The sequence below is a fragment of the Sphingopyxis italica genome, assembly GCF_011926545.1.
In the GTDB taxonomy this organism is placed as follows: Bacteria; Pseudomonadota; Alphaproteobacteria; order Sphingomonadales; family Sphingomonadaceae; genus Sphingopyxis; species Sphingopyxis italica.
The window spans coordinates 458,530-483,521 of record NZ_JAATIT010000003.1; the positions used below are offsets into that span (position 1 = coordinate 458,530).

A 24,992-nucleotide genomic window follows, 5' to 3' on the forward strand; every position below is an offset into this window, starting at 1 on the left:
CCGAAGGAAATGACCATGCTCTACGACCTGACCGTACCGGCCTGTCGCGATGGCCTGAACGCCCTGTCCGGAGAGCTTTCCCGCGCGCTCGCCTGGGGCGCCGCCAACGGCATCGGCGAATTGCAGTTCGCCGTCGCACGTCTCGCGCCCGATATGTTTCCGCTCGCCGCGCAGGTGCGCTTTGCGTGCGTCCAGGCGCTTCAGCCGCTGGGCCGCCTCGGCGGCATCGCGGTTCCCGAATTTGCCGAGGATGCGACCGATTTTGCCGCAATGCAGGATCAGATCGCAGCGACGCTCGCCCTCCTCGACAGCATCGATCGTGCGGCGCTTGACGGCGACCTCGACCGGATGGTCAGCTTCGAACTGCCCAACGGCATGGTCTTCGACCTGAGTGCTTTCGACTATGTCCGCGACTGGGCGGCGCCGCAATTCGCCTTTCACCGCACCATGGCCTATGCGATCCTGCGCCATATGGGGGTTCCGCTCGGCAAGGCCGATTATGTCAGCTATATGATGCGCCACCTGCGTCCGGGAACAGCGCCTGCCGCCTGACGCACGGCAAGCGCCGCATCGTCAGATCAGCCCCGCGTAATTCCGGATTCCGGGAAAGGCGAGCTTCGTCCCGCCGTTGCGCCGGATCGCACCGATCGCCTCATCGACGCGCAGATAGCGCGCCCGTGCATCGGGCTCGAGCAGGATCGCGGCCGGCTCGGCACGCTCCGATGCCTGCTTTACCAAAAGGCCCAGCTCGGCGAGATCGATCGCCTCATCGTTCCAGCGGATCACGTCGGTCGTGTCGATCGTCACACGGTTTTCGTTGAGTATCTTGCCCGGCTCGATCGGTCCCACAGGGAGCGTTACATCGACGCTGTGCGTCGGCGGCGGAATGGTGATGATGAACATCACCAGCATCACCAGCATGACCTCGATCAGCGGCGTGGTGTTGATGTCGGGATCGCCATTGGGATCGGCACGAAAAATGCTGCGATGGAACATGCTGCGTTTGCGCATCGTCTCTCTCTCCCGCTTGAGGAAAGAACGCCGCAATCAACGGACGCCCCGCCCCCGCATCAGGGGCGCGGGATTATCCCGCACCCCCAGACGTAATAGTATATCACAATATCAAGCGGGCAAGAGAAATCGGGAAAGGGCGCCGAACGACTGGTCCCGCACAAATCGCGCATAAAGAAAGGGCGGCACCTTTCGATGCCGCCCCTCTTTTCTTCCAGTCCCCGTCGGGGATGGAAACCGGTCTTACATGCCCGAGTTCGGACCGTAAGTGATTTCCACGCGACGGTTCTGGTCGTTGCGGACGCCATCGGCGGTCGCAACGGCCGGACGGGTTTCGCCGAAGCCCTGCGCGCTGATCGAGCCATCCGAGATGCCCCGAGCGGTCAGGTAGCTGCGAACCGCGTCGTTGCGGCGGTTCGACAGGCCGACGTTGTACGTGGCCGAACCCGAACGGTCGGCGTGACCGGCGAGCATGACCTGCGTACCCGTGCAACCACGGTTGTAGGCGCTGATCGCGTTGTCGAGCGTCGAAGCCGCTTCCGGCGTGATGTTCGACTGATCCCAGTCGAAATACACGATGTACGGCCCAGGTGCGCATTCCACGACCGGCGGCGGCGGCGGAGGCGGAGGGGGCGGCGGGGGCGGCGGGGGCGGAGGCGGCGGAGCCGGTTCCGGAGCCGGTTCGGCGCCACCGAAGTTGAACGTCAGCGTGCCGAGGATCGAGTGCGAACGGAAGCGCGTCGAAACGTCGCGGCCCGCCTGATCGACCAGATCGAGGTTGTCGGCGTTGAAGAAGCGATACTTCAGGCCAACGTCGATGTTGTCGCTGAGCGGAGCGCGGACGCCCGCGATCGCCTGCCAGGCAAAGCCCGTGTCCGAATCGTCGAGGAACGGACCCGCGAAAACGGGTTCGACCGAAACGCGGGCGACACCGGCGCCACCGCCGACAAAGCCCTGAAGGCCGTCGTCGTCACCGAAGTCGAGCAGACCGTTGACCATGAAGCTGAGCGCGTTCGAATCGCCGTTCAGATCGGTGTTACCGGTAAAGCTACCGGCACCACCGGCGGTCGTCGGGATGCCAGGGGTCGTGAAACGGCCCGACTTGATGTCGGCTTCACGGAAACCGACTTCGACTTCCGCGCGGAAACCGCCGAAATCGTAACCGACGGTGCCTTCGACATCGTAGCCAGCACGATGATCGAGCGTACCGGCATTGTTGAAGGTGCCGATATCGAGGTCCAGGTCCTCGACGAGCATTGCGCCGGCACCAACACCAACATACCAGGAGTTGTCGCGCGCAAGAACCGGCGACGCCAGGGTGGTGGAGGCCAACGCCACAGCGACGGCAAGCTTCCTCATAGTAATTCCCCTTTCAATTTGAGATATACGTCTCGGCAGACGTCCTACTCGCCGCTTTGGTTCCGTGCAAGTGAACAAATCGTCAATCTGTTGCCAAAAAGTCGCACTTTGTTCGCCAGCGAACGGAAATTCAGCCTGAAATCAGAAGACCCTGCGCGGCGAGGTTGAGGATCAACGCCGCGATCGCGCTACGCGCTTCGGAATCGACCGTCGCCCCACCTGCGGGCGCGCCGATCGTCGCCGGTGCCGTCCACGCGCCGCCGTCGAATCGCAGCCGCGCACCGTCGGCGAGACGGGTTACCTGCACCCCGGCGCGCGGCGCGGCGAATCTCCAGCCGCCCGCGGTCCAGATGGCTATCGCATTGCCCTCGCCGGTCCAGGCTCCGGTCGCGGCAGCATCGACGATCCAGCATTGCCCAACGGCGGGGCTCGCGGGCGGCGTCGCAAGCGGGCCCGCTTCGATCGCCGCGTGGACAAGCGCATCGAGCAAGGTGAGCGCCTCATTGTGCGTTACCTCCTTTTGCGCCTGCGCAACGGCAAGTAACGGTAACGCAAAGCGCGGCGTGATCGGCATGTCGGTCATAATCTGTCCTTATGTCAAAGCCAGGAAAAGCGGTGGCGACTGTGCGAAATCGCCCGTTTGGCGAATTTCCAGCGCGTGTCCCGGCGCCAGCAAAGCCAGTTCGCCGGCGCCGATATTCAGCGCGGGCGACGCCGCCTCCCACGGCCCGACGCCCGGAACCGGCGGCACCAGCGAAACGCGCCACAATTCACGCGTTTCGCCCAGTGGATGATCGACATGGTCGCGCCAGCCGGTGTCGACGCGGCTTCGCCTCGTCCATCCGATCGTCACGCCGCCCGCGCCGTCCGGACGGATATGCCCGTGCACGGGCGAAAGCGGTCGCAGCGCTTGTCCGGCGGCGGCAATGCCGATCTCGGTCAGCGCGGCGCCGTTCCGCGGCGCCCATTGCAGCGTCGCCCCGCCCCCCCCCCGTCATCGCGGCAAGATCGTCGGGCAGCATCAGCAACGCCGGATCGTCGAGCAGAACGAATGGCTCGCCCGCCGGATGACTCATCGCGCTCACAGTCCCGGCACGCCCGCGAAGCAGGCGCGACAACCGCCATATGCCCGGCTCGACGATTTCGGCGTCGCCGAATTGAACCAGCTCCCCGCCCACCATCGCCCGGTTCGCGCCAGCGAGCAGCGCGGCTTCATCGACGGATTCGAGCGTCATCGACGGATTTGCCAGTTCGACCACGACGATGCCGGAAAGATCGAACAGGCAATCGCTCCCAGCTGCCAGCGGTTCGACGAGCAGGCCGAGCGCCGCCGCCGGACGCGCTGATCCTACCGGAATCGGCTCGCCCCCGGGCGACGCGACAAACCAGCAATCGGCGCCGCGCCAGCCATCGTTGCTGCCGGCCCCGGCCATCAATATTCTTGGGGTCGAGGCGGCAGGACTGCCCAGATTCGGAAGATCGAACAGCTGGACCGTGCCGACCGCGTCGGGCCAGTCGGGCGCGCCGACGGGTGCGCCGGGGGCCGCGGGAAGCTCGGTCGCGGGCAGCGGCTGATAACGCCGCAGTTCGAGCGAAATTTCGTTCCCGCGCACTGTCCGTCCCGCCAGTCGCCAGCGGCTCGCGTCGGCGCCCACCACGACCTGCCCGACGGTCAATGCCAATGCGGCCAGATCGGCGTGCCGGATCAACGTCTCGCGCTCGTCCGCGGCCGCGGAGGCGAGGCGCTGCGCCAACGCCCGGGCCGAGGTCGCCGGCAGGACCGCCGGCAGGTCGATCCGCTCCTCGCGCCCGCCGCCGCCCGCGACCTGGCTTGTCTGCTGGCCGAGCTGAAAATCGCGTTCCGGTTCATAGTGGCGCAGCCGGATCGTCCCCGGCAGCGACGACAAGGGTGCACGCCGCCGTTCGGCCCGATCGCTCGGGGCATCGCTCCGCCCCCCCTCGCAGAAATCGCTCAGCACCGGCACGTCGCCCGCTCCCGTTGCCGGCGCCAACCGCCAGCCATCGGGCCCGCTGGCCAATCGCACGCCGTCGGTCTCGAACAGCGGCGCCAGCGCATCGCGCGCCCGGTCGCCCGACGCCGCATAGCCCGAAAAGGGCCACACACCGCGGCAGCGTCCCGCATCGGCGAGCAACTCATCGCCGATCAGCCCGACATCGACGCTCCCAGCATCGGCCTCGACCTCGAAGGTCAGCGACGGAATCCGGTTGCCGAACGCGCCCAGTTCGAGTTCCTCGAACACCGCGTAGGCAAGCCCGCGAAACGCGCTCGCCGACGCGACCCCCAACGCCGAGGCGATCAGCGGATCGGCCGCCTGATCCTCGCTTCCGTCATACCAGCGAAAGGTGCAGCGTTCCTGAAAACTACCGCTCGTTCCGCGCAGCAAATTACCGTCGGCCCAGATGCGCTTGATCGCGCGGATAGGCCGCGACGACAGCGCGATCGCCAGCGACACGGCATAGCTATATTCGGTCGTCGAAGGCCGGCCCTTGCCGCCGCCGCGCTTGTTCCGCCGCTCGATCAGATCGGTCGCCCAGATCACGCTGCCCGCGACGCGCATCGTCCCGAACAATCGCGGGACCTGCTGGCCATAGGTCGACGCCTGGACCTTCAGATCGGCGAGCCGCGGCCCCTCGCGCCCCTTGGGCTTGAATATCTGGGCATCGACCTGCTGCCCGACCGCCGCGCCGATCGCGGCACCGACCGGACCTCCGACGATCCCGCCTACCACCGTCAGCACCAACGTCGCCATTGCCGTCCCCTTATGAAAGCCGCCATTGCCCGGCGCTGCGCACGCTCAAGTCGAGCGGCGTCTCGACCACTCTGCGCAGCCCCGCATGAGCATGAATGAAAGTCTCGGATCCGATCAGGCCGAGATGATATTGCCGCGCCGGATGCGCGATCAGCACGACATCGCCGGCGCGCATCGCATCATCGGCGCGGACGAAACCCGTGGCCCCGAGCGCACCCTCGATCCGCTCCAATCCCCAGCCGCGCAGCGGATAATCCACCGGCCGCACCAGCCGCCGTCCCGCCGCCGCATAGGCCGCCCAGACCAGCCCGACGCAGTCCAGCCCGGTCGCCGGATCATGCCCCTGCGGGCGGAACCGAACGCCCACCATCGCGCGGGCCGCGCGAAAGGCGGCCTTACCGCAATCAGCCACCGGGATAGCGCGTCAGCAAGTCGTTGCCCGGCAGATGCGCCTCACCGCGGAAGTTGATCGCATTGGCAAAACGGTCGCGGCACGTCGCGAGCTGTTTGTCGCACCCCTCGACCAGTCGCACACGCACCGGACCCGGCGGCTCGAACGCCGGCGCTTCGGCGAGGTGGAGGCTGACGCCGTCAGCGGAAATCACCGGGCTTTCCAATCCGCAATTGGCGCCCTCGATCCACGACAAGCTACCGAACGCCATGCCGCCCACCGCCGCGTCGAGCGTCACCACGCGCCCATCGACCGCCGTCACCCGCTGGACATGCGTGCGCCGCGCCAGGTCGATGCGGCACGCGCGGTCGCCCAGCGTCGCGCGGCACGATGGCGAGGTCGCCGGGCACACCGGCCGGTCGAGCAGCCGTGTCACGCCTTGCAACTCCGCGGCAAAGGCCGCGCCGCGCTGCTCGATTGCGCCTAATGATCCGCGCGCGACCGTCACCGGCGCGACGTCAGCCGCGGTCCAGTCGGTCACGAACAGCTCAAGTTCCGCGCCGTCCCAGCGCCCCGCTTCCAGATCGCGCGCGGCGATCGCATCGCTCGCGATCGCGCCCTCCAGATCCATCGTCGCGGCGTCGAGGCTGTCATTCGTCTCGATCGCCGAGGGTTTCATCCCCGGCGCCGCGCGATACGCGAGCCCCCCGATTACCAAGTCGCGGTCATGCGACGTGAACCCGATCGCGACGCCGTCGCGCCGCGCCAGCCGCCAGCACCAGGCGAGCGTCACCAGCTCCTCGCGCAGCCAGTCGGGCGCTTCCATCATCACCATGGCGCCCGCACCTCGATCAGCGGCACGCTCGCCAACTCGCCTGCGAGGAAAGTCGCGCGGCTCGCCTCCAACCGGTCTTCGGCAAAGCGCACCGGCACATCGAACAGAAAGCCCGCACGCACCGCGATCCCCGGCCCAGGTGCGGCGTCCAGCGACACGTCGCCCTCGTCGGTGATCAGAAACGCCGCCGTCTCGATCCCGTCGACCGAGACGCGCACGCTCGCTGCGACGGGCAGCCGGATCGGACGGACCTGCTCGGCATCGCCCGCGCCATAACGCTTCACCAGCGCGAATTGCCGCCGCACCCCGTCGCCCTGTCCGAGCAGCTGATCGGTAGCCGTCGGCAGGCCGCCGTCTGCCGCCGAACTGCCATCGAAGGGATCGCGAAACCGGAACGCCCGCGCCGCCCCCCGCCGCGCGCGAAAGAAATCGGTCAACACCCGCACATCGGCCTCGGACCGGATACCCGGCCCCGCATCATAGCGCATCCGCGCCTCGGCCCATTCGCTCGCCCGCTGCTCGTGCCCCGACGGCGAGCTCACGATCTGCGTCGAAAATTCGGTCGCGACCACCGCCTCGCGCCCGATCGCGAGCGGGAAATCCACCGCATCGAAAGCCTGCACATCATCCTCCCCGTCACCACCCCGTTCGTCAAACGCCACGAAACCGTCGCGCGCCACCTGCGGCAGCGCCCAGATAAAGGCGCGCGCCACCCCCGCACGCCGCGCCGCGCCGGCCGCCTCGGCGATCTCCGCCCACGCGGCCCGCTGCTCGGGCAACAGCACGAAGCCCGCAAAATAATGCTGTTCATCGACCGGATATCCCAGCCGCACCGCCATCGCCGCCCGCGCGGCCATCGTTTCCGCCCCGCGCCCGCCGGTCACCCAGTCATAATCCTCGAGCTGCAGCACCTCGAAGGCCGGCGCCGCCCACCCCAGCGGCACATTGGCGCGCCGCACTGCGGGCGTCGCAAGGTCGAGCACCGTCGGCAGATAGACGAGCAAATGGCTCACCAGCCCCGCCGTCCCCGCCTCATCGCGCGCCGCCGCGACCAGTGCCGCGGTCGACCCGGCCAGCAAAGCCCCCAGCGCATCGAGCATCGCCAGTTGCGGCGCATCCAGCGCCTCTCGCACATCGGCGATCGGCACGCTCGCGCTTCCCAACATCGCCGTAGCCGCCGCATCATAGGCACAGATCCGGCGCTCGCCCGCGATCCACCACCACGGCTCGCCAACCTGGAATTTCAGCGCCAGCCCCGCCGCCGCACCGATTGCGACGAAGGCGCGCGCGACCGCCTGCAAATATCCCATCGCCTCCGCGTTCGCAGGCGACAACAAAGTCGACGGCGGCTCCCATCCGGTCAGCGCCGGCGACCCGTCGCTCGCGCGCTGCTTCCAGTCTTCCGGGCAATAGGCATCGAACAATTCGTATGAGAGCGACCAGATCACCCCCAGCCCCGCCGCTTCGCACGCCGCCGCGAACCCCGCATGCCACGCCGCGCACGGCGCGTTGAGCGCCCCGCCCGTCACGCTCGCGTGAAACGCGCCGTCCGCCGCCTCGAGCCGCATATAGTGGCTCATCCCGACATAGTGGACGACGTCGCCGCGATAGCCGAGCTGCACCATCTGCCGCACCAGCCGCGCCGGGGTGAGATGATAGCTGTCGTCATAGCCGCCCGCGATCCCAAGGCCGTGCTCGGGCATCACCACATCGCCGATCGCCAGCACCGATCCCGACCCCGTGCAGGCGATTTGGCTCATCTCGGCCCAGCCCCGCGCCGGCGCCGGCAACACGGCATCGCCGCCGTCATAGTCCGGCGGCACGAGCGAAATGAACATCCGGTCGATATCGCCCGCCCACACCGGATCGGCTTCGCCCGGCAGCAGGAAGCCGCCGACCAGCGCATCGAAATCGAGCGTGACGACGGCATCGTCCGCCGTTCCCACCGCATAATTCCACAGCCGAACATACCAGGCGCGCGGGCTGCCCGCCGCGTCGCGCCCCTCGATCGTCAGCGTCGGCCCGTGCAACGCGTCGAGCGGCTTCACCCCGCCCGACCGCCAGCGAAAGCTGAGCTTCGTATGGCGGAAATCGCGCTTCGTCTCATAGGCGAGCAAAGGATGATCCCACCGGTCCGCGCTCTCCCAGATCAGCCCCGCCAGATCCTGCTTTTGATAAAAGACCGCCTCGACGCGCAGCGTGCCCGGCACCTCGCTCATCACGCTCGCCATCATCGGCCGCGCGAAATCGACCGTCCAGAACCGCGGGTCGAACCGCTTGAGCCAGCCTTTCCGGTGATGCGGCTCGGCGGCCGCCACCAGCGCCCAGCCCATCAATCCTCTCCCGCCACGACCGCGCGCCGCACCGCGCGCGCCAGTTGCCGCCCCGTCTGCGCCAGCCGTTGCGGCTCGCCGCCCGCCTCGCCCCGCACATTCACCGTGATCGCGATATTGCGTACGGCTCCGCCCGCCGCTTCAATCCGCCCGCTCGCGGTCGGCACGAACAGCTCGGGTCCGCGCTCGCCGACGCGATAGGCGCGCCCCGCGCTCACCGGCCCGCCGGTCGCGCGGCCCGGTGCACCGAATAGCGCCGTCGCGATCGACGTGCCCAGCGACAGCAATCCCCCGCCCGATCCGCCGCCAGCCGCACCGATGCCGTTCGCAATCGCCGCCCGCGCAATATCGGCCATCACCGATAGTGCGAGCCGCTTCAGATCCTCGAACCCCATCTTGCCGCTGACGATCGCCCGCGACAGCGCCCGCTCGATCGCTCGCCCCGCCCGGTCGGCTTCCACAACCAGCGGCCCGCCCAGCTCGGCGCGCAGCGCCGCGACGTCGCGCCGGAACGCCCCGGTATCGGCGCGCACCGCGACGACCATTTCGTCCACCTCATCCATCGGGAAATCTCTCCATCATCGCCGCCAGCGCCGCGCCGTCAAAGCAGGGCTCCTCCGCGCCATCGACCCACCCCGCCAGCACCGCGCGAACATCGGCGGGCGTCGCGGCCCAGAACTCGCCCGGCCGCCATCCCGCGACGCGCGCCATCACCCCCGCGAGCCTGATCGCCGCAGGTCCCAGCCGATCGTCCGCCACCTCATCGTCCCTGCAATATCTGCCCCAGCAGCACGCGCAGCGCCGGAGTCACCGCGGCCAGCCCCTGCGCGACCACGGCTTCGCCCACCGCCTCGCGCGTCAGCACCTCGGGCCTCTCGCCGACGCAATGCCAGAACAGCCCGGCCAGCTCGCCCAGCCCCAAGCGCCCGTCGGCCGCGCGCTCGACCAGGCCAAATAGCGGCCCCAACTCGGCCTCGGCGGCGACCAGCGCCGCAAAGCTCGGCCGCAACACCAGCCGCCGCCCGCCGACCATCAGTTCGGCCTCGCCGCGAAGCGCATTGGCCCCGCTCACAGGTTCACCACCGCGCCGCTCGATTCCAGGTTCAGCGTGTAATTACGCTCGCCATTATAATCGCCGGCATAGTCGAGCCGCGTGACGAGGAAACGCCCGCGCATCCGCTCGCCGCTTTCAAAGCTCAGCTCATAATCGTCGATGGTCCCCGACAGGGCATGGCCGCGCAGCCGCACCTCGGCGTCCGACCCGGTAAAAATGCCCGCCGCGCTCACCGAAACCGACCGGACGCCGGCCCCCGACAACAGCTCGCGCCACCCGCCCGAATCCTTCGTCGTGACGTTCACCGCCTCGCCGTTCACCGACATCTGCGTGGTGCGCAGGCCCGCGACCGTGCGATATGTCGGCGGCGCTTCACCGTCGCCGATCTTGAGCAGAAAATCGCTCCCATTTTCGATAGCCATCGTCTAACCTCCTCAAAATATAGTCATGCGGAATGGGGAGTCGCAGGATGCTGATCACGACATTGCTTTTGGCCGCCATGGTGCAGTCGTCGCCCGCGGCGACGGTCGCCACGACGCGCGTTTCTTTCACCAAATGCCTGCGCGAGGACATGAAGAAGGCGCTCGAGGCCAAGGTCGAAGACGTCCAATATGAAATGCAGGTGAAATCGAACTGCGGAACCGAACGCGACGCCTTTCGCAAGGCGGTGATCGCGCTCGGCCGCGCGAGCGGAGATTCCGAAGCGGTCGCGACCGAAGACGCCGACCTGCAGATCGAGGATTACCACGCCAATTTCACCGAAAAGTTCAAGGACTATAAGTCGACGAACACGATGCCGGGCGAATAGCGAAAACCTCGCCCTATCCCGCCAGACAGCGACACCGCACTATCGTTTCGCGGCGCCAGCCCCCATCGCGTCCAAAGGCGAACCGCGTCCGCACGGTCCGCGCGCCAACGACCGTCCAGCCGCCCGCCGCGCCGCGCAAGGCCTCGGCCGCCGCCTCGATCCGCGCGACGGCACCGCGATCGGCGCTCTCGCCGACGCCGTTCAGCACCAACGTCAACTGCACCTCGCGCCCCGTCCGGTCCTTGGTTCCCCAGTCGCGGCCTTCGGCCCCGCCCACCGAGACATAGGGCGCGCTCGCCCGCGGCGGCACGCCGTCGAACACACCATGCACCAGCCCCGCGAGTTCCGAATCGCCCGCCAGCAGAGCGAGCGCCTTCGCGCGCACTGCCTGCTCGGCACCGCTCATCGTCCGCTTCCCAGCGTCAGCCGCCGCCACGGCTGCCACAGCGCCGCTATCGCCGCCGGCGGCCCCGCCCCCGTGCCGTCGCGCGCGTCGTGCAAATGCTGCGTCATCCGCACGATGCCCTGGCGGATCGCTTCGGGAACGCCGTTCGCACCCTCTGCCATGCCGGCGCGATAGGCGATGCGCACGCGCGCCGCGTCGCCCGGATCGGGCACCGTGATGCGGGCGCTGCCGTCGCGCGCGATCGTCACGCGATACGCCGCTTCGTCGAGCGGGCTTTCCGTGCCGTCCTGCGACACCAGTGCTACGCCGTCGACCGCGACAACCGGACGCGCGCGCAGCGCAATGCACTCCGCCGGCAGCGGCGCGACCTCTTCGCCCGCGCGCACGACCAGCCACTGCCCGATGAACGCCTCGCATATATTGGTCGCCGCGCGCACCAGCCCCGCGATCACCGCGTCGTCGATCGTCGCGCCCAGCCGCAGCCAGCCGCGCGCTTCGTTCAGGCTCACCGGGGCCTCGCCCGGCAACAGGCTTTCCGCCATCATCGCTCCTGCACCCGCAAGGTCATCGACCGTTCGTCGATCTGCCCGTCGCTCATCGTTACGCGGTTGGTGACGCGATAGACGCGCCCCGCGATCCCGCCCGCCAGCGTGACCGTGACTTCCATCAGGTCGTGCGCGCCGCCGATCACGGTCACGCCGCCCTCCTCCATCGGTGCGACCGACCAGTCGCTCGCGACGACCACCTGACCGCCCGGATAGGCGGCCCCCCAGTCGAACTCGAAATCGATCCGCGTGCCGGGATCCTTCACCATCATCGTCATCGTCTCCCCCTTCCCGTCAGGGTTTGCGCAACGTCACGCGCCGCGCCGCCTCGCGCGCCAGCGGCAGCGCCGTCTGCGGCGCCGCCGGCTCGGGCCCGGCCCATTCGCTTGGCAGATCGCGCCGCGCGGCATCGCCGATCGCGCGCGCAGCCAAGGCCGACCCGTCCATCATGCCGCGGCCTCCAGCACCGCGAGGCGGGCCTCCTGCGCCGCGATCAGGAACAGCGCCAGCTGGTCGGTGCGGATGCCGAAGCGGTCGCCCGCGGGCGGGCCTTCACCGGCCGCTCCCTCGTCCCATTCGTCATGGCAAAGAAAGGCATAGCGGCTGCTCGGCGCCGCGCCTTCGGCGATCGGCTCGATCAGCCCTTCGTCGGCCATGATCGCCCACACCGCCTGCGCACGCGCGCCGAAGTGCATCCGCGCGCCGTCCGCGCCTTTCACGGCGATCGCATCGTTCCACTGAAAAAAGCCCAGCTCACCGACAATGCGGCACGCGGCGCGCAGCTCCGCCTCGGTCGCCGCGCCGCGCCATGTCTTTTCGCGCGCGTCGGACGTGTTGATTGTCCCCGTCCCGGCGTAGACGACCGACCATCGAAAGGGACCCGATCCCAGTGTTTGCCCATTGTCGGCGCCCGGCTGCAACATTCCCCCGCTGGTGATCTGCGCGACCTGCGTTCCGTTGACCAGAAACTGATGGCTCGACGCCGCCGCGACGTCATATTGCATCGTCGCGGAGGACCGTAGCTTGACCGAGCTCGAACCCGCCTGCTCGGCGAACATCTTTCCCGCGTTCGGCATGGTGAGTTCGAGGCCGGCGGAATTGAATCTGCCGCGTTCGCTCGCCGCAATGTCAAAGGCGACCCCGCCGTCGAGAATGCGAAGACCGTCCCGGCCCGCGCCGGCTCCCGCCACATTGAACAGCCCGATCATATCCGCATTCGCGAAAACGCGCAGACGCTGCCCGCCATCCCTGCCGACATCGAGCGCGTCGCCATCGTGGGCGCGCCGCACGTCCACGGCATTTCCCGATGTCGCTGCCAGCGCGCCATCCAGCGCATAGCGGCCGTCGGCACCGCGAAACGCCAGTGCCGACAGCGGGATATTGACCCAGCCGGCACCGCGGCGAACCGTCACCGCATCGGTGGCTTCGCCCGCGCCCGCGCTGCCGTGCGCCGTCGATAGCGGCTGCTTCGCATCGATCGCGTCCGTCAGCCCGGCCAGCTCATCGCCCAGCGTCGTCATGCCGGACGCCAGCGCCGCCGCCTGTGTTTCACTCGCCGCGAACCATCCGGCGCCGACGGTCAGCGCGATCGTTTTCAAGCCGGGCGCGAAATCGACCGCCGCGCCATCCGCCGACGATGCCGCCACCACATCGCGAAGCAGGCGGCCGTCGCCGCCGATCCGGCCGGTCCCGACCTCCCATTGTTCGGGACGGGCGATCCCCGCCACGGCATAGTGAAACGAAACGCCGGGCGGCACCGCGTCGGCAAAACGGCGATGGCCGGGAACCGCGCCGGTCGGCGTCAGCGGTCCGGTCCCGCCCTCCTGGGCGAGCTCGCGCACCAGGTCGGCAAAAAAGGGGGTCGGCATGGCAGGGCCATCCTTTCCAAAAGAATCGGAGATCTGAAAAGATTGGCGCCCGGCGCCGCCCCGAAAGGGTTGGACGGGCCGGGCGCCCCTCGCGCGCCAGTGCTTAGCTGGCGGCGAATTTCATCAGCTTGATGGCCTGCGAATCGATGATCGCGCCGCCGACCCTTTTGGTTGCATAGAAATGCACGAAGGGCTTGTTGCTGAACGGATCGCGCAAGATGCGCGTCTCGCCGCGATCGGCGATCAGGTAACCGGCGCGGAAATTGCCGAACGCGATCGACAGGCTGTTCGCCGCGACGTCGGGCATATCCTCGGCCTCGACCACCGGATAACCGAGCAAGGTCGCCGCCTGCCCCTCGACCAGCCCCGGCTGCCAGATGAAGGCGCCGTCGGTCGTCTTGAATTTGCGGATGCGCGCCAGCGTGTCCGAATTCATCGCCCAGCACGCGCCCTGTCGGTACGGCGCCTTCAGCGAGTGAACGAGCTCGACCAGCTTGTCTTGCGGGTTCGACGCCGGAAAGGCGCCGGCGGCCCCCGTCGCGAGATGCTGGAGCGTGCCGAAGGCGCGCACGCTATCGGCCTCGTTCGTCGTCGCATAGGTCAGAAAGCCCTTGGGCCGGTTCGTCCCGCTGCCGTTCACGAACGCGCCGCCCTCAGCAACCGCGAACTCGCGTCCCAGTTGCTCGGCCAGCCAGTCCTCGACGTTGAACATCGCATCGTCGAGCATCGCCTGGCTCGCCGCCGGATTGGCGTAAAGCTCACCCGACGGCGGCGCGATCTCGGCCAAGCTGCGCGTCGCGGTCTCGGGCCGCGCCGCCGTCTCGCCGACCCAGCCCGCGCCCATCGACCCCGTCGCGACCAGCTTACGATAGCCGCTCGTCCCCGTCTGCACGACCGTCGCGATCGACCGGATCGGCGACAGCGCCTTCAGCGTCGCGGCGATCGAGCCGTCGATCTCGCGCGGCACCGCATAGCCGCCCTCACCACCCGACGCCCCCGACAGGCTTTTCATCTCGACGCCGGCATCGATCCCGCGCCGCAGATAGCGTTCGACAAAGGCGTCGCGCGCCGGATCGGCCGCCTTCGCCCCGTCGAGCGGCAACCGCGATGCCGCGACCGCCTGTGCGTCCACCTGCGTCTTCAGCGCCGCCACCGACGCCTTCAACTCATCGACCGCCTCCGCCGCCAGCACCGCATCGAACGCCCCATCGAGCGCGTCGGCCTTCACTTCCATATCGTCCATGCTTGTCACTCCTTCACCGAAAGACTCCCCTCCCGCTTGCGGGAGGGGTTGGGGGAGGGCCTGTCGCCCGCCGCCGCTGATTCAATTGCAATCACCCGCGCCGCCGGCTGCATCGGCGCCGCCACCAGGCTCACCTCCGCCAGGTCGAGCGCCGTCAGCTCGCGCGGATTCTCTCCCCGCGCGCCGCACACCCGATATCCAAAGCTCAGCCCCGTCAGCGCCCCGCGCGCCACCAGCGCCGCCGCGGTCGGATGCGTCACCCGCGCCACGACGCGCAGCCCGCGCGCATCCTCCGCCAGCGCTTCGATCATCCCGATTGCCACCCCCGGCCGGTGCTGCCACAGCAGCGGCACGGCGCGTCCTTCCTTCAGGCTCGCCGCAAACGCCCCCGCGCGCACCACATCGCCCCCGCGATCGACGCGATCGAACACCGACGCATAGCCCGCGAACCTGATCCCCCCTCCCGCTTGCGGGAGGGGTTGGGGAAGGGCCTGTTCCGCCCCCGCCCTCACTTCAGCAGCCCCGGCAGCCCCAGCTTCACCGCCAGCCCGACGACGACCAGCGCCAGCACACAGCGCACCGCCCAGTCGACCACCGCCGCCCACACGCTCTTCTTCGCGTCGCGCCACGCGCCGAGCAGTTGGCGCAAATCGCTCACATCATCCCGCGCCGCCTCGTCCGCCAGCCCGAGCCGCGCGAGCGCCCGCCGCGCACCCAGCTCGCTCGCCTCCTCGACCACCGCGCGCAGCAACGCCGCGTCGGGCTGACCGGGAACGCCGACCGCACTCGTCCCCGCCAGCGCGATCAACCGCGCCAGCGCTTCATCTTCATCCATGTCGATTTCCTCATGAAATCCCTCCCCCTGGGACGGGGGAGGGTTGCGCAGCCTTGGCAGCTTGCTGCCTAGGCGAAGCTGGGTGGGGGTGGGGCCGCGCCCCGCAAAGGCTAACCCAGTCCCAGCTGCGCCTTCTTCTCGTCCGCCGTCAGCCAGTCCGCCGCCGACACCTCGCGCCACAGCGCCATCCGGTCCTCGGCGAGCGCGGGCACCTTATCCAGATCGACCCGCAACTCGGCCCCGGCGAACCACCCCGCCAGTCCCTGCGAAATCGCGCCTAGAATCTTCGCGCACAAGGGCAGCACCGTCAGCCGCCACAGCGCACGATTGGCTTCGCGATAATTGGCATAGGTCGCATCCCCCGGCAGCCCGAGCAGCATCGGCGGTACCCCGAACGCCATGGCGATCTCGCGCGCACTCGAATCCTTCAGCGCCAGAAAATCCATCTCCGCCGGCGACAGCGACAACGCCTGCCATTTCAAACCGCCCTCGAGCAGCAACGGCCGCCCGGCATTCGCCCCGCCCGCGAAACTCTCCGCCAGCTCCTCGCGCAACCGATCGACCTGTTCGGCCGACAGCGGCATCCCCTTGTCGCCCGGATCATGCACCAGCGCCCCCGAAGGCCGCGCCGCATTCTCGAGCAGCGCTGCATTCCACTTCGCGGCGGCGTTGTGAGACGCGATCGCCCCCGCTGCGGCGCCAAGGCATCCCGCGCCATAATGATCGTCCAAAGGATGCAGCGCCTTCACATGCACCACCGCCACGCGCCCCGCGCCATCCTCGGCCGGCAGCACCGCCGCCGATCCGCCCGCCTTGTAACGATAGGCGACCGGCCACCCGCGGCTATCCGCCTCGACCGTCACCCGCTCGGGCCGCAGCGCGAACAGCTCCGCCGGCGCCCCGGCGCCATCAGTCAGGATCTGCACATAGCCATTGCCGTGCAGCAACAGCTGCGCGGCGAGCGTCTCGACCAGCCCCTGCCCGCCCGAGTTCGCCGAAACGAGCGCCACGAGCGCCGGATCGCTCGCCACCAACGGCGCCGATCCCGCCGCCTCCGCGACGAGCCGCACCGCCCGCTGCACGATCGCATTGCCCAGATACCCCTCGCGCACCTGCGCCTCCCAGCTGAGCGGCGCAGGCGCACTCCCCATCATCCCATACGTCCCATACACACGCGACAAAGCGGGCCGCGCAGGAAGCTGCGCGGCCTTACGGCCAAACCAGTTCATGATGATCTCCTCTTGCCGTTCCTCCGACAGAAGACGGAGCCTCGACATCAGCAATAATCTATTGCTCGTCGCCCTCGTCTGAGGCGGTCGCCTCTTGCAAGCGGGCTATCAAATTCTGAAGGTGCGCAATTTGGATTTGCAATTTTCGGACTTCATATGCAGGCATATGGCCGATAATTGGTGTAGGTTTATCCGCCAGACATTCGAAAAACTCTCGCGACCAAGGCAGCTCAAGTTCCCGATCTAATCGGAACCTAGTAGCCTGCTTGAGGCCGCAGACTTGCATTTCTGAAAGCGTGACAATCGAAAAATCGGCGGGTCCGCCGCGATACGGGTCCTTTGAGGTGCCATAGACGACCTTGACCCATGGATTTCCATCTTGGTCTTGAAACGCCTGTCGCACCAAAGCCGGTCTTGGCTTCGGTGCGGGCATTTTAGGGTCTTCAACTGTTGGAAAATTGCTCCACACGACGTCATATGGAGCAGGAGCGGTGGAAAACGGGAAAAATCTGTACGTTACCACCCCCGGCTCCGAAATCGGAGTCAGCTTAAAGCCCTTCGGCTTGCTCTTATTGACGTGATTCTGGAGCGCCGTGACATATTCGTCCGACACTTCCGAGCAATAGTCCGGCTGCTGCTGAATCGCATGCGAAACCGCTGAAATTCCGCGCGAAGTCGCTTGACGAAGCTTGCGCATGTTTTCTCCTTAAACGTGAAACTGAAGCTGGGCTTCACGAGTCCACGAGGTTCAAATGGACCGTCCCGAGCGTTATATCAACCAAAAGTTGACGAAATACGTACGTGACATTCGATGAACGACATCTGAAAAACGACATACGCACGAAAATGTTCCTTTATTTCCACAGCGTTCTTACCCCCGGCTCCCGCCCCGTCTTCAGCCCGTCCAGCAACGCCGCCAGCGCCCAAACGCACGCATCCGCCCGATCCGGCGACCGCCCCGGCCCCGCATAGCCGCCTCCCACCTGCAACCCGCAAAGCTGGTCCTCCAGCGCGGCGAACACGCCCGCATGCACAACCCGCCCGCGTTCATACGCGATCGCGACCGGCTCGGCGCGCCGCGCCTTGCCGGCGCTCGCATGCACCGGCAGCACCGGCAGCGTCAGGTCCGCCTGGCGCAGCGTGTTCTCGACCATATCGCCCCCCATATTGCTTTCGGCGACCACCCGGTCGGCGCCCCAGCGCACCGCCGCCGCAGCCACCGCCTGCGCCCACACATGCGGCGGCGGGTTTTCGACGCTCGCGTCCTCGACCACCGCGATCCGCCCGTCGCGCAGCAGCGCGGCGACCACGATCCCGCACGCATCGCCCTTCGCCGTCGCGGGCGGGTCGACCCCGATCACCACGCGCGCCGGCTTGGCCGTGGCGTCGGCCGCGACCCGGCACCGCTCGACCAGCGCGCGCGTCCACAGCGCGCCCTCGACATCCTCGAGCAATTCGCCATCCAGCTCCTGCCGCCCGAGCCGCGTCCCGCCGTATAGCCCCCGCATCGCCGCGAGCCACGGCTCCGAAAGATGCAGATCGTTTGCGCGCGTGCTCCCTCCCGTCGTCAACACCCCCGCTTCGTCCTTCAGCCGCCGTACCAGCGGCACGGCGCGCGGCGTCGTCGTTGCGACGATGCGCGGCGCCTCGCCGATCCGCATCGTCAGCATCAGATTGTCCCACGCCGCCTCACCCAGCGGCCATTTGGCGATCTCGTCGCACCACGCCGCACCATGTTCGGGTCCTCGCAAGCTCTCCGGCTCAGCCGCCGAAAACAGCGTTGCGACTGCGCCATTGGGCCAAGTCAGTCGCCTGAGGCTGCTTTCATAGTCGGGCCGCATCCATGTCGGGGCGACCGCCAGCAAACCGCTCTCGCCTTCCACCATCACCTGCCGCGCCTCGTGCAGCGAAGCCGCGACCAGCGCGATCCGCGCCCCCGGCGTCGCCTCGGCAAAGGCGCGCACCCATTCGGCACCCGCGCGTGTCTTGCCGAAGCCACGCCCTGCCAATATCAGCCATACGCGCCAGTCGCCAAGTGGCGGCAGTTGGTCGTCGCGCGCCCAGAAGCGCCAGTCGCTATACTTCTCCGCGGCCTCCTCGGGGGTCAGGCGTCGCAGCCAGGCGTCGAGATCTTTGGACGATCCAGCCGCCCACTCGATCGCGCGCTTCAAAATCCATCGTCCCCATCGGCACGACGCTCGCGCTCCTTATGCAACCGCGCCTGCATCGCGCGCAGCTTGACCGCGAGGCGCGCCTTCGCATCGCCCGCGAGTGCTTGTGCGGCGGGCGCAGCGGCGCCTCCCCGCACTGCCGCCCGGTGCGCCGCCAGCAGCGAAAGTCCGAGCCGGTATTTCTGCGCCCGCGACTTCAGCGTCGCATCCTTCACATTGCCGCTCGGCGCGATCAGCGCCTCGGACAACAGCTCGGCTTCGAGCCGCGCGAAGCCCTCGCACAGCGCCTCGTGCCACCGCGCCGCAAAGCCGGGGTTGCGCCGCCGCTCGCGGTACATGGCGTTCGCCGATACTCCCGCCGCGCGGGCCGAGGCGGCAACGTTCGAGGATTCGGCGAGCGCATCGAGAAAAATGTCCATCTGCCGTCCGCTCGGACGCGCCTTGCCACCTTCGGCCGCCTTGCCGATCCGTCCCATCGCGCTTCTCCCGGAAAGATGCGGGCCGGAACGCCCTCCCGCAAACGGAAGGCCGCCGGCCCGACTCGCAATTCTTCATGATGTGATACTTGTGCCATATCAGCGTGACGATGTCAAGTTAAAATAACCAATATGGTTATACCGAAGGAAGGCGGGATGCTCTCCGGCTTCCTGAACCATCGCGGCGGAACCTAATGGGATGGCGGGCGTATCGAAGCGGGGTCTCGATCATTCCAGACTGGAGTAACCACCGTGGAACCGAGAATCCTCGCCGCCTATGCCATCATCGCCATCATGGTAGGCGCCGCAATCTATCTCATCGCCCGGTTCAGGCGCGAGCGGGCGCGGCGTCGTGACATCATGCGTGGGCGGTATCGCAAGGACCTCAAGGACCTCTAGGACGAGCTGGCGCAGGGTCGACGGCTGCGCCAAGCGGCGACTATTTCGCGATCAAAACCCGTAGCGCAAGGTCACGCGCGCATTGCGCGGTTCGCCATAGATGAAGCCGCCGAACCAGCTATTGGTGTTATAATAGGCCTTGTCGAAGACATTGTTGACATTGACCTGAAGCGACAGCGCCTCGGTCAGATCATAGGCACCCATCAGGTTCACCAAGGCATAGGATTTTTGCCCTACCGGTTCGATCGCTTCGGTGGCGGGGTTTTTCGCCGTCTGCGGCGGCCGGCTTTCCCACCGCAGCGACCCGCCAAGGCTGAAGCCGCCCAGCGCGCCGCCGAATTCATATTTCGTCGCCATGCGGAACACGCGCCGCGGCTGATGCGCCTGCACGTCGATGCCGTCGGGGTCCTTCGCCTTGAAATGGCTCCACCCGACGCTGATGTCCCAGCCCCGAAGCGGCTCGCCCTGCATTTCGAGTTCATAGCCCTTCGACACGACGCCCTTGGCGGCGCGCGAAGCGACGTCGGTCGTCCCCGGAATGAAATAGGGATCGCCCGTTTCGGGGTCGATGTCGGGAACCGCAAAATTGCTCTGCTCGACGCGGAACACCGCGGCCGACGCGCGCAGCCGGCCGTCCATCAGGTCGGCCTTCAGCCCCGCTTCGTAATTGTCGCCCTCGACCGGGTCGAGATAGCGGCCGGTGCGGTCGCGCGCGGTCTGCGGATTGAAGATGCTGGTGTAGCTCGCATAGGCCGAGAGGAAATTATTGAAGTCGAGGATCAACCCCGCATAAGGCGTGAAGATATTCTTGTGCTCGATCCGATAGGGCTCGGGCGTGTAGAGCGCCTCCTCCTCGTCGCGCGTCCAACTGCTCAACCGCCCGCCGGCGATCAGCTTGAGCCGGTCGATGATCTGGAAGCGCGTCGCGCCATAGATCGCGGTCTGTTCGGTCGTGCCGAACCCGCTCATGCGATAGCGGTCGCCCCAGGTGGGTTCCGGATAGCTGCCGTCCCATGCGTGAAAATCGCCGACCGGCGCGACGCTCGCGGGGTCGGGATCGCGATTGGTCCAGCCGCCCTTCTGGTGGCTGTACATCGCGCCGACGACCAGTTCGTGCCGGCGGCCGAACAGCTGATAGTCGCCCTTGACCCGCAGATTGGCGCTCCATTGCTTCGGCTTGGTGAGATACCAATAGGGCCATATTTCCATGCCCAGCCCGGTCTCGCGGTCGGGGTTGCCCGACAGCCAGATCAGCTTCGAATCCTCGACCTGCTCGAAATAGGAAACATCGCCGCGCAATTGCCAGCTGCCGCCCAGATCCTGCTCGAGCGACACGAAGGCCGCCTTTTCCGTCGTGTCCCACTCGTTCCAGTCGGCGCCGGTGGTCTTCGAACGCGACCAGTCGGGGCGCGAGCCGTCGGCATACCAATAGGGCAATTGCGCCCACATCACCCCGTCGCGCTCGTCGCGCTGATAGCTCGCCCCCGCATTGATCCGCGTGCCGGGACCGAGGTCGGCGGCGATCGTGCCATAAAGGGTGAAGCCGTTGCTGCTTTCGATGTCGACGAAGGCGTCCTGCGAATAGACTTCGGCGACCAGCCGCGCGCGCACCGATCCGTCGGCGGTGAGCGGCGCGCCGATGTCGATCAGCCCCGAAACATGGCTCCACGAACCCGCTTCGACATTCACTTCGCCGGTCAGCTCGCGGGCGTCGGCGCGCTTGCGGACCATGTTGATCGACGCCGAGGGCTCGCCCGCGCCCTGGAGCAGCCCGGTCGCGCCGCGAATGACCTCGATCCGGTCGTAGATGGCGGTGCTGGTTTCCTCGAGCCCGACATTGCCCGTCGCGAAGGGCAGGCCGTCGAGCTGGAAGGCGGTGATGTCGAAGCCGCGCGCCGACAGGAGGTTGCGCCCGCGATCGACGCGCTTCACCGAAAGCCCGGTGGTATATTCCAGAACGTCGGCCACCGTCGACGCCGCTTGGTCGTCGATCTGCTCGCGCGTGATGATCGTGATCGACTGCGGCGTCTCGCGCGGGGTCAGGTCGAGCCCCGTGGCGGCGGTATTGCGGTCGATGCCGCTGCCATAAACGACGATCGTGTCGTCCTTGCGGCCGCTCGCCTCGCCCTCCTCCGGCGCCCAAGCGGCGTCCTGCGCGAAGGCCGGAACCGAAAGGGCGCTGGCAGCGAGCAGCGCGAATTTGAAGACTGGACGAAACGAACGAAACATGATGCCCCCGGCTGTTCTGCAATGACCGGGCGTCTAGATTAATTGCGACTGCGACGCAATAGAGGTGAATCCATGGTCGCTCGCCACGTCTTTTGACGAAAGCGCGCTATGCCCACATCTGCCCCGGGCCGGCCCGCTGTTCACTCTTGACGCGGAGATCGAGCGGGCATTTTGCTGCGTGGGTCTGGAATATCACCGCGAATGGCGACACACCGCAACCGGTTCATCGACGCGAAAACCTGAAAGTTCTGGAAGAGGCGATACGGTCCCGACAGGGTATCCGGACGATTTGGTGCACCCGACTGGATTCGAACCAGTGGCCCCCAGATTAGGAAGTTTCTCGGAGGCACGGTTTTGCGCTGGTTGCGGCCACCGTGTTGCATCTGTGTTGCATCAGGGTTTTCGTCAGGACGGCGTGTTAATCGCCGCGAAGTGAGTCACGCCTTCAATTTGCAATCCATCCGGAAGGGTGTGCCACGACTTTTCGCCGCCGGCGGTCGCACGCTCCATCCCGCCCACATAGGGGCCGATGCTGGTCCAAAGCAGCGTCGGGCGTCCGTCGAGGAAGGCCGGTGGAAGCTCCGCGATCGGTATCCAGTTGATGGTCATGCCAGCAACTCCGCTTGCGCCTCGGCGGCGAGCCGAGCGTCTTCATCCTTGTCGACGATAAGGTGTCCGTAAATATCGAGGGTGATCGCTACGCTCGAATGCCCAAGCCAAGTGGTCAGGCGCTTCAAATCGATCTTCTGCTTGATCCATGCGCTGGCAGCGGCATGACGCAAAGCATGGAAGCCGTAACGGGGCACCATAACCGCCTTGCCCTTCGCATCGAGCACCGGCTTTCCATCCTTCAATTGCGGGTCACAGACGCCCGCCTTGATCTGGAGCGGATAGAACCCCCGGCGCAGCATATGGCCATAGTCCTGCACCGCACCGACTGAATTGGGAAAGACCAGCCCCGCATCTCCATTCGGGCAGCGGAGTTTCCATTTCTTCAACTCTGTCACGACGGCATCGCCTACGGGAATTGTGCGGCGGCCGGCCTTCGATTTCGGCGGCCCAAGATCGCAATATTTGTCGGCGCGCTGCGCTACCGAAATCGTGGCGCCTTTGAAATCGACGTCCTTCCAGCGGAGGCCGCGAAGTTCGGACGCGCGAAGGCCGGTAAGAATAGCGGTCAGCACCAGAGGCTTCCACCGATCATCGGCGGCGGCGAGCAGCGCGCGCAACTCTTCCTTGGTCGGGATGACGACTTCCTCGTTTCGACCGGATCGCTCGACCTTGACGTCGGCGGCGACATTCTGAGCGACCAGGCCGCGGCGTCGTGCTTCGATCAGGATTCGCGAGAGCGCGCGAAGAGCCTTGTGCGTCAAATCATCCGAGCGGGTTGCGAGCAGGTCGTCCACGAACGACACGACCTTGGCAGTTGTCAGCTTCGACAGTTTCTCAGCGCCGATCAGCGGCACGATGTGGTGATCGCGAAGCTGCTTATATTGGTCGATCGTCCCGCGCTCGCGGTTCTTGCTCTCCGCGACCTTGATCCAGATGTCAGCGGCGGCTGCGACGGTGACGCTCTGCGAGTCGGCGGTATGAACGCCCTTGCTGACTTCCCAAGCCGCTTGCGTGATCCACGCATCGGCATCCTTTTTGCGGGCGAATTGCTTGAACCGGCGCTTTCCCGCCCCGTCTCGATAATCGACGAGCCACGCGGTCTTTTCCTCGCCGTTGGGAGCCGTCCAGGTTCGTTTACGGATGCTAGCCATAATAGGGCTCTTTCGAAAGCTCGACAGCGAGAGCGCCGATTGTTGTCAGAAACATCCCTTCGGCGGCAATTTCCATGATGCCGCTATCCCTAAGAGTGCGCACATCATCAGCCGATAGCTCGACCGTCACGCCTTCGCCGACGTCACCGCCCGGAAAAATGGTCGCGAGAAGTTCGCGGTGGTTTGCGAGAAGATTCTCCGCCCTCTCTATTATCGCTGGAGGATACCGTTCGCGAAGCGGCTTTGGCGGCGGGGGCGTCCAGTTCTTCATCGTGTCGTCTATCGAAGCCATAGCTTGTTCGGCGGCGCGTTGCTGGTCGGATATCAGGTCCATGAGATCAGCCTTGATGTCGCCGGCCGACGCCAAGTTCATTTTCAGGTCGATGACACCGAGGACGCCGCGCACCAGCGAACCAGCATTAATGACGAGCGTGCGCCACGGTGAACCCGTTGCTGCGCCGAACCCCTCGCCCAGATATTTCCCGAGGTCGTCTGTCTTGGCGGGCATTACAGCTTCATATTGGTCATATTCCCCGATCCCCTCAACAGTGAGTTCCCGCATCGCTTCAGGGCGAATTAGCCAACACCAATCTTCTTCATCTCCGCCAGCCGCCCGCCGCTCCTCGCGCGATCCGGTGCTCAGATAGGTTGTCGTCTGAAGGAGGGACCAATTGTGTTCTACAATTTGAACAACGAGCTTCGGCGTCATCCCTGATTGCACCAGCTCCATAGCGATCACCATTTTGAACAAATGGTCAGCGCCATATTTTAATGCCTTGCCCTTTCCCGGCTTCTGTCCGGTGGGAAAATTCTCGCGCTGAAAATGTTTTAGTCGGCCCTGGAATGCGACGCGCCGCTCGGGCGCGATATGATGCACAGCCGCCAAGATCTCTTCAATTTGGCCGAATGTGAATGAGCAGCGGGGCATCAAATCTCCTTTGAAGGAGAAGGTCGATCTTCTCCTATTGCAACTTCAACGCGAATCTGCGAGAAGGATAAGGTCATTCTTATTCAAGAAGGGAGTAATGGCAATGCTTAAAGACGATCTTTTGACCGGCGCGAAAGCGGCTGGGGATTACATCGGCCGCAGTCGAACCGCGATCTATCACATGGTGGAACGCGGCGAACTGCCCGTCGTGCGCAAAGGGAATCGGCTCTATTTTCGCAAGAGCGAGCTTGAAGCCGCCTTCCGTTCGGAGGCCGCCTGAAAAGAAAAGGCCGGAACGAGGGTGCAACCTCATCCCGGCCACATCGAAAACCTGGAAG

32 protein-coding genes are annotated in these 24,992 nt (G+C 66.5%); 4 read left to right on the forward strand and 28 right to left on the reverse strand.

Features of this window, described 5'->3' with window-relative positions; genetic code table 11:
* Nucleotides 1-15 precede the first annotated feature (15 nt).
* Nucleotides 16-552, forward strand: a complete 537-nt coding sequence (locus GGR90_RS13440; RefSeq protein ID WP_167921957.1) for a DUF1993 domain-containing protein — start codon at nucleotides 16-18, stop codon at nucleotides 550-552.
* A gap of 21 nt (nucleotides 553-573) precedes the next feature.
* Here GGR90_RS13440 and GGR90_RS13445 read toward each other — a convergent pair whose 3' ends face one another.
* The 12 genes from GGR90_RS13445 to GGR90_RS13495 all read right to left on the reverse strand — a co-directional run bounded on the left by GGR90_RS13445 (nucleotide 574) and on the right by GGR90_RS13495 (nucleotide 10,176).
* Entirely contained in the window at nucleotides 574-1,011 is a 438-nt protein-coding gene (locus tag GGR90_RS13445; RefSeq protein WP_167921958.1) for an ExbD/TolR family protein, read from the reverse strand.
* A gap of 243 nt (nucleotides 1,012-1,254) precedes the next feature.
* Entirely contained in the window at nucleotides 1,255-2,370 is a 1,116-nt protein-coding gene (locus tag GGR90_RS13450; protein WP_167921959.1) for an OmpA family protein, read from the reverse strand.
* Between the two features lie 130 nt (nucleotides 2,371-2,500).
* Nucleotides 2,501-2,953 (reverse strand): DUF2793 domain-containing protein, encoded by a 453-nt coding sequence (locus GGR90_RS13455; RefSeq protein WP_167921960.1) that lies wholly within the window; start codon nucleotides 2,951-2,953, stop codon nucleotides 2,501-2,503.
* A gap of 9 nt (nucleotides 2,954-2,962) precedes the next feature.
* Nucleotides 2,963-3,139 (reverse strand): hypothetical protein, encoded by a 177-nt coding sequence (locus tag GGR90_RS19510; RefSeq protein WP_245198659.1) that lies wholly within the window; start codon nucleotides 3,137-3,139, stop codon nucleotides 2,963-2,965.
* A 1-nt stretch (nucleotide 3,140) separates the two neighbouring features.
* Nucleotides 3,141-5,141, reverse strand: coding sequence for a phage tail protein (locus tag GGR90_RS13460; RefSeq protein WP_245198660.1), 2,001 nt, complete (start codon nucleotides 5,139-5,141; stop codon nucleotides 3,141-3,143).
* Between the two features lie 10 nt (nucleotides 5,142-5,151).
* A complete protein-coding gene (locus GGR90_RS13465) occupies nucleotides 5,152-5,511 on the reverse strand; it encodes an NlpC/P60 family protein (RefSeq protein WP_167921961.1) in 360 nt (119 codons plus the stop codon).
* A 34-nt stretch (nucleotides 5,512-5,545) separates the two neighbouring features.
* A complete protein-coding gene (locus GGR90_RS13470; RefSeq protein WP_167922149.1) occupies nucleotides 5,546-6,361 on the reverse strand; it encodes a DUF2163 domain-containing protein in 816 nt (271 codons plus the stop codon).
* Nucleotides 6,361-8,700, reverse strand: coding sequence for a DUF2460 domain-containing protein (locus GGR90_RS13475; RefSeq protein ID WP_167921962.1), 2,340 nt, complete (start codon nucleotides 8,698-8,700; stop codon nucleotides 6,361-6,363). Before GGR90_RS13475 ends, GGR90_RS13470 begins: the two co-directional genes overlap by 1 nt.
* Nucleotides 8,700-9,263: a tail tape measure protein gene (locus GGR90_RS13480; RefSeq protein WP_167921963.1), complete on the reverse strand. Its 564-nt coding sequence runs from the start codon at nucleotides 9,261-9,263 to the stop codon at nucleotides 8,700-8,702. Before GGR90_RS13480 ends, GGR90_RS13475 begins: the two co-directional genes overlap by 1 nt.
* Nucleotides 9,256-9,459, reverse strand: coding sequence for a phage tail assembly chaperone (locus GGR90_RS13485; protein ID WP_167921964.1), 204 nt, complete (start codon nucleotides 9,457-9,459; stop codon nucleotides 9,256-9,258). Before GGR90_RS13485 ends, GGR90_RS13480 begins: the two co-directional genes overlap by 8 nt.
* 1 nt (nucleotide 9,460) lies before the next feature.
* Nucleotides 9,461-9,772 (reverse strand): GTA-gp10 family protein, encoded by a 312-nt coding sequence (locus GGR90_RS13490; RefSeq protein ID WP_167921965.1) that lies wholly within the window; start codon nucleotides 9,770-9,772, stop codon nucleotides 9,461-9,463.
* Nucleotides 9,769-10,176 (reverse strand): phage major tail protein, TP901-1 family, encoded by a 408-nt coding sequence (locus GGR90_RS13495; protein WP_167921966.1) that lies wholly within the window; start codon nucleotides 10,174-10,176, stop codon nucleotides 9,769-9,771. Before GGR90_RS13495 ends, GGR90_RS13490 begins: the two co-directional genes overlap by 4 nt.
* Before the next feature lie 47 nt (nucleotides 10,177-10,223).
* On the opposite strand from GGR90_RS13495, the gene GGR90_RS13500 reads away from it, so the two are divergent.
* A complete protein-coding gene (locus tag GGR90_RS13500) occupies nucleotides 10,224-10,562 on the forward strand; it encodes a hypothetical protein (RefSeq protein WP_167921967.1) in 339 nt (112 codons plus the stop codon).
* Nucleotides 10,563-10,575: 13 nt separating this feature from the next.
* Here the strand turns inward: GGR90_RS13500 and gp17 are convergent, their stop codons facing one another.
* The 12 genes from gp17 to GGR90_RS13560 form a co-directional block, all read right to left on the reverse strand.
* Nucleotides 10,576-10,968 (reverse strand): tail completion protein gp17, encoded by a 393-nt coding sequence (gene gp17 / locus GGR90_RS13505; protein ID WP_167921968.1) that lies wholly within the window; start codon nucleotides 10,966-10,968, stop codon nucleotides 10,576-10,578.
* Nucleotides 10,965-11,510 (reverse strand): head-tail connector protein, encoded by a 546-nt coding sequence (locus tag GGR90_RS13510; protein ID WP_167921969.1) that lies wholly within the window; start codon nucleotides 11,508-11,510, stop codon nucleotides 10,965-10,967. Before GGR90_RS13510 ends, gp17 begins: the two co-directional genes overlap by 4 nt.
* Complete coding sequence (locus GGR90_RS13515; protein ID WP_167921970.1) at nucleotides 11,510-11,791, reverse strand: phage fiber-tail adaptor protein; 282 nt, start codon at nucleotides 11,789-11,791, stop codon at nucleotides 11,510-11,512. Before GGR90_RS13515 ends, GGR90_RS13510 begins: the two co-directional genes overlap by 1 nt.
* Before the next feature lie 16 nt (nucleotides 11,792-11,807).
* Nucleotides 11,808-11,963 (reverse strand): hypothetical protein, encoded by a 156-nt coding sequence (locus tag GGR90_RS13520; RefSeq protein ID WP_167921971.1) that lies wholly within the window; start codon nucleotides 11,961-11,963, stop codon nucleotides 11,808-11,810.
* On the reverse strand, nucleotides 11,960-13,381 hold the full coding sequence (locus GGR90_RS13525) for a tail fiber domain-containing protein (RefSeq protein WP_167921972.1): 1,422 nt from the start codon (nucleotides 13,379-13,381) through the stop codon (nucleotides 11,960-11,962). The genes GGR90_RS13520 and GGR90_RS13525 overlap by 4 nt, the downstream gene beginning before the upstream one ends.
* Before the next feature lie 103 nt (nucleotides 13,382-13,484).
* The gene (locus GGR90_RS13530; protein ID WP_209023746.1) at nucleotides 13,485-14,624 is read right to left on the reverse strand and encodes a phage major capsid protein; all 1,140 of its coding nucleotides are present in this window, start codon (nucleotides 14,622-14,624) and stop codon (nucleotides 13,485-13,487) included.
* Nucleotides 14,625-14,629: 5 nt separating this feature from the next.
* Nucleotides 14,630-15,055: an HK97 family phage prohead protease gene (locus tag GGR90_RS13535; protein ID WP_381449379.1), complete on the reverse strand. Its 426-nt coding sequence runs from the start codon at nucleotides 15,053-15,055 to the stop codon at nucleotides 14,630-14,632.
* 77 nt (nucleotides 15,056-15,132) lie between these two features.
* The gene (locus tag GGR90_RS13540; RefSeq protein ID WP_167921974.1) at nucleotides 15,133-15,459 is read right to left on the reverse strand and encodes a DUF6127 family protein; all 327 of its coding nucleotides are present in this window, start codon (nucleotides 15,457-15,459) and stop codon (nucleotides 15,133-15,135) included.
* A gap of 110 nt (nucleotides 15,460-15,569) precedes the next feature.
* On the reverse strand, nucleotides 15,570-16,688 hold the full coding sequence (locus GGR90_RS13545) for a phage portal protein (protein ID WP_167921975.1): 1,119 nt from the start codon (nucleotides 16,686-16,688) through the stop codon (nucleotides 15,570-15,572).
* Between the two features lie 58 nt (nucleotides 16,689-16,746).
* Complete coding sequence (locus GGR90_RS13550) at nucleotides 16,747-17,385, reverse strand: hypothetical protein (RefSeq protein ID WP_167921976.1); 639 nt, start codon at nucleotides 17,383-17,385, stop codon at nucleotides 16,747-16,749.
* A 157-nt stretch (nucleotides 17,386-17,542) separates the two neighbouring features.
* On the reverse strand, nucleotides 17,543-18,859 hold the full coding sequence (locus GGR90_RS13555) for a DNA-packaging protein (RefSeq protein ID WP_209023747.1): 1,317 nt from the start codon (nucleotides 18,857-18,859) through the stop codon (nucleotides 17,543-17,545).
* The gene (locus tag GGR90_RS13560; protein ID WP_167921977.1) at nucleotides 18,856-19,335 is read right to left on the reverse strand and encodes a hypothetical protein; all 480 of its coding nucleotides are present in this window, start codon (nucleotides 19,333-19,335) and stop codon (nucleotides 18,856-18,858) included. Before GGR90_RS13560 ends, GGR90_RS13555 begins: the two co-directional genes overlap by 4 nt.
* Nucleotides 19,336-19,587: 252 nt before the next feature.
* Here GGR90_RS13560 and GGR90_RS13565 point away from each other — a divergent pair, with 252 nt between their 5' ends.
* A complete protein-coding gene (locus GGR90_RS13565; RefSeq protein WP_167921978.1) occupies nucleotides 19,588-19,734 on the forward strand; it encodes a hypothetical protein in 147 nt (48 codons plus the stop codon).
* Nucleotides 19,735-19,785: 51 nt separating this feature from the next.
* On the opposite strand, the gene GGR90_RS13570 is transcribed toward GGR90_RS13565, so the two are convergent.
* From GGR90_RS13570 to GGR90_RS13585, 4 genes are all read right to left on the reverse strand, one after another.
* A complete protein-coding gene (locus tag GGR90_RS13570; RefSeq protein WP_167921979.1) occupies nucleotides 19,786-21,963 on the reverse strand; it encodes a TonB-dependent siderophore receptor in 2,178 nt (725 codons plus the stop codon).
* Between the two features lie 405 nt (nucleotides 21,964-22,368).
* Nucleotides 22,369-22,572, reverse strand: a complete 204-nt coding sequence (locus GGR90_RS13575; RefSeq protein ID WP_167921980.1) for a hypothetical protein — start codon at nucleotides 22,570-22,572, stop codon at nucleotides 22,369-22,371.
* The gene (locus GGR90_RS13580; RefSeq protein ID WP_167921981.1) at nucleotides 22,569-23,726 is read right to left on the reverse strand and encodes a tyrosine-type recombinase/integrase; all 1,158 of its coding nucleotides are present in this window, start codon (nucleotides 23,724-23,726) and stop codon (nucleotides 22,569-22,571) included. Before GGR90_RS13580 ends, GGR90_RS13575 begins: the two co-directional genes overlap by 4 nt.
* On the reverse strand, nucleotides 23,719-24,654 hold the full coding sequence (locus GGR90_RS13585; RefSeq protein ID WP_167921982.1) for a hypothetical protein: 936 nt from the start codon (nucleotides 24,652-24,654) through the stop codon (nucleotides 23,719-23,721). Before GGR90_RS13585 ends, GGR90_RS13580 begins: the two co-directional genes overlap by 8 nt.
* 97 nt (nucleotides 24,655-24,751) lie before the next feature.
* Here GGR90_RS13585 and GGR90_RS13590 point away from each other — a divergent pair, with 97 nt between their 5' ends.
* A complete protein-coding gene (locus GGR90_RS13590; protein ID WP_245198661.1) occupies nucleotides 24,752-24,934 on the forward strand; it encodes a helix-turn-helix domain-containing protein in 183 nt (60 codons plus the stop codon).
* The last annotated feature ends 58 nt before the right edge of the window (nucleotides 24,935-24,992 follow it).

What these genes read in the sequence shown, in the direction of transcription:
- GGR90_RS13575 (WP_167921980.1), bottom strand. Translation starts at nt 22,572, where the DNA reads ATGACCATCAACTGGATACCGATCGCGGAGCTTCCACCGGCCTTCCTC.
- GGR90_RS13460 (WP_245198660.1), bottom strand. Translation starts at nt 5,141, where the DNA reads ATGGCGACGTTGGTGCTGACGGTGGTAGGCGGGATCGTCGGAGGTCCG.
- GGR90_RS13585 (WP_167921982.1), bottom strand. Translation starts at nt 24,654, where the DNA reads ATGCCCCGCTGCTCATTCACATTCGGCCAAATTGAAGAGATCTTGGCG.
- GGR90_RS13520 (WP_167921971.1), bottom strand. Translation starts at nt 11,963, where the DNA reads ATGATGGACGGGTCGGCCTTGGCTGCGCGCGCGATCGGCGATGCCGCG.
- GGR90_RS13470 (WP_167922149.1), bottom strand. Translation starts at nt 6,361, where the DNA reads ATGATGGAAGCGCCCGACTGGCTGCGCGAGGAGCTGGTGACGCTCGCC.
- GGR90_RS13465 (WP_167921961.1), bottom strand. Translation starts at nt 5,511, where the DNA reads ATGGTGGGCGTTCGGTTCCGCCCGCAGGGGCATGATCCGGCGACCGGG.
- GGR90_RS13560 (WP_167921977.1), bottom strand. Translation starts at nt 19,335, where the DNA reads ATGGGACGGATCGGCAAGGCGGCCGAAGGTGGCAAGGCGCGTCCGAGC.
- GGR90_RS13580 (WP_167921981.1), bottom strand. Translation starts at nt 23,726, where the DNA reads ATGGCTAGCATCCGTAAACGAACCTGGACGGCTCCCAACGGCGAGGAA.
- GGR90_RS13530 (WP_209023746.1), bottom strand. Translation starts at nt 14,624, where the DNA reads ATGGACGATATGGAAGTGAAGGCCGACGCGCTCGATGGGGCGTTCGAT.
- GGR90_RS13510 (WP_167921969.1), bottom strand. Translation starts at nt 11,510, where the DNA reads ATGGCGGAAAGCCTGTTGCCGGGCGAGGCCCCGGTGAGCCTGAACGAA.
- GGR90_RS13495 (WP_167921966.1), bottom strand. Translation starts at nt 10,176, where the DNA reads ATGGCTATCGAAAATGGGAGCGATTTTCTGCTCAAGATCGGCGACGGT.
- GGR90_RS13450 (WP_167921959.1), bottom strand. Translation starts at nt 2,370, where the DNA reads ATGAGGAAGCTTGCCGTCGCTGTGGCGTTGGCCTCCACCACCCTGGCG.
- GGR90_RS13440 (WP_167921957.1), top strand. Translation starts at nt 16, where the DNA reads ATGCTCTACGACCTGACCGTACCGGCCTGTCGCGATGGCCTGAACGCC.
- gp17 (WP_167921968.1), bottom strand. Translation starts at nt 10,968, where the DNA reads ATGAGCGGTGCCGAGCAGGCAGTGCGCGCGAAGGCGCTCGCTCTGCTG.
- GGR90_RS13475 (WP_167921962.1), bottom strand. Translation starts at nt 8,700, where the DNA reads ATGGGCTGGGCGCTGGTGGCGGCCGCCGAGCCGCATCACCGGAAAGGC.
- GGR90_RS13545 (WP_167921975.1), bottom strand. Translation starts at nt 16,688, where the DNA reads ATGAACTGGTTTGGCCGTAAGGCCGCGCAGCTTCCTGCGCGGCCCGCT.
- GGR90_RS13570 (WP_167921979.1), bottom strand. Translation starts at nt 21,963, where the DNA reads ATGTTTCGTTCGTTTCGTCCAGTCTTCAAATTCGCGCTGCTCGCTGCC.
- GGR90_RS13480 (WP_167921963.1), bottom strand. Translation starts at nt 9,263, where the DNA reads ATGGATGAGGTGGACGAAATGGTCGTCGCGGTGCGCGCCGATACCGGG.
- GGR90_RS13525 (WP_167921972.1), bottom strand. Translation starts at nt 13,381, where the DNA reads ATGCCGACCCCCTTTTTTGCCGACCTGGTGCGCGAGCTCGCCCAGGAG.
- GGR90_RS13515 (WP_167921970.1), bottom strand. Translation starts at nt 11,791, where the DNA reads ATGACGATGATGGTGAAGGATCCCGGCACGCGGATCGATTTCGAGTTC.
- GGR90_RS13550 (WP_167921976.1), bottom strand. Translation starts at nt 17,385, where the DNA reads ATGCGCAAGCTTCGTCAAGCGACTTCGCGCGGAATTTCAGCGGTTTCG.
- GGR90_RS13500 (WP_167921967.1), top strand. Translation starts at nt 10,224, where the DNA reads ATGCTGATCACGACATTGCTTTTGGCCGCCATGGTGCAGTCGTCGCCC.
- GGR90_RS13445 (WP_167921958.1), bottom strand. Translation starts at nt 1,011, where the DNA reads ATGCGCAAACGCAGCATGTTCCATCGCAGCATTTTTCGTGCCGATCCC.
- GGR90_RS13590 (WP_245198661.1), top strand. Translation starts at nt 24,752, where the DNA reads ATGGCAATGCTTAAAGACGATCTTTTGACCGGCGCGAAAGCGGCTGGG.
- GGR90_RS13540 (WP_167921974.1), bottom strand. Translation starts at nt 15,459, where the DNA reads ATGGATGAAGATGAAGCGCTGGCGCGGTTGATCGCGCTGGCGGGGACG.
- GGR90_RS13455 (WP_167921960.1), bottom strand. Translation starts at nt 2,953, where the DNA reads ATGACCGACATGCCGATCACGCCGCGCTTTGCGTTACCGTTACTTGCC.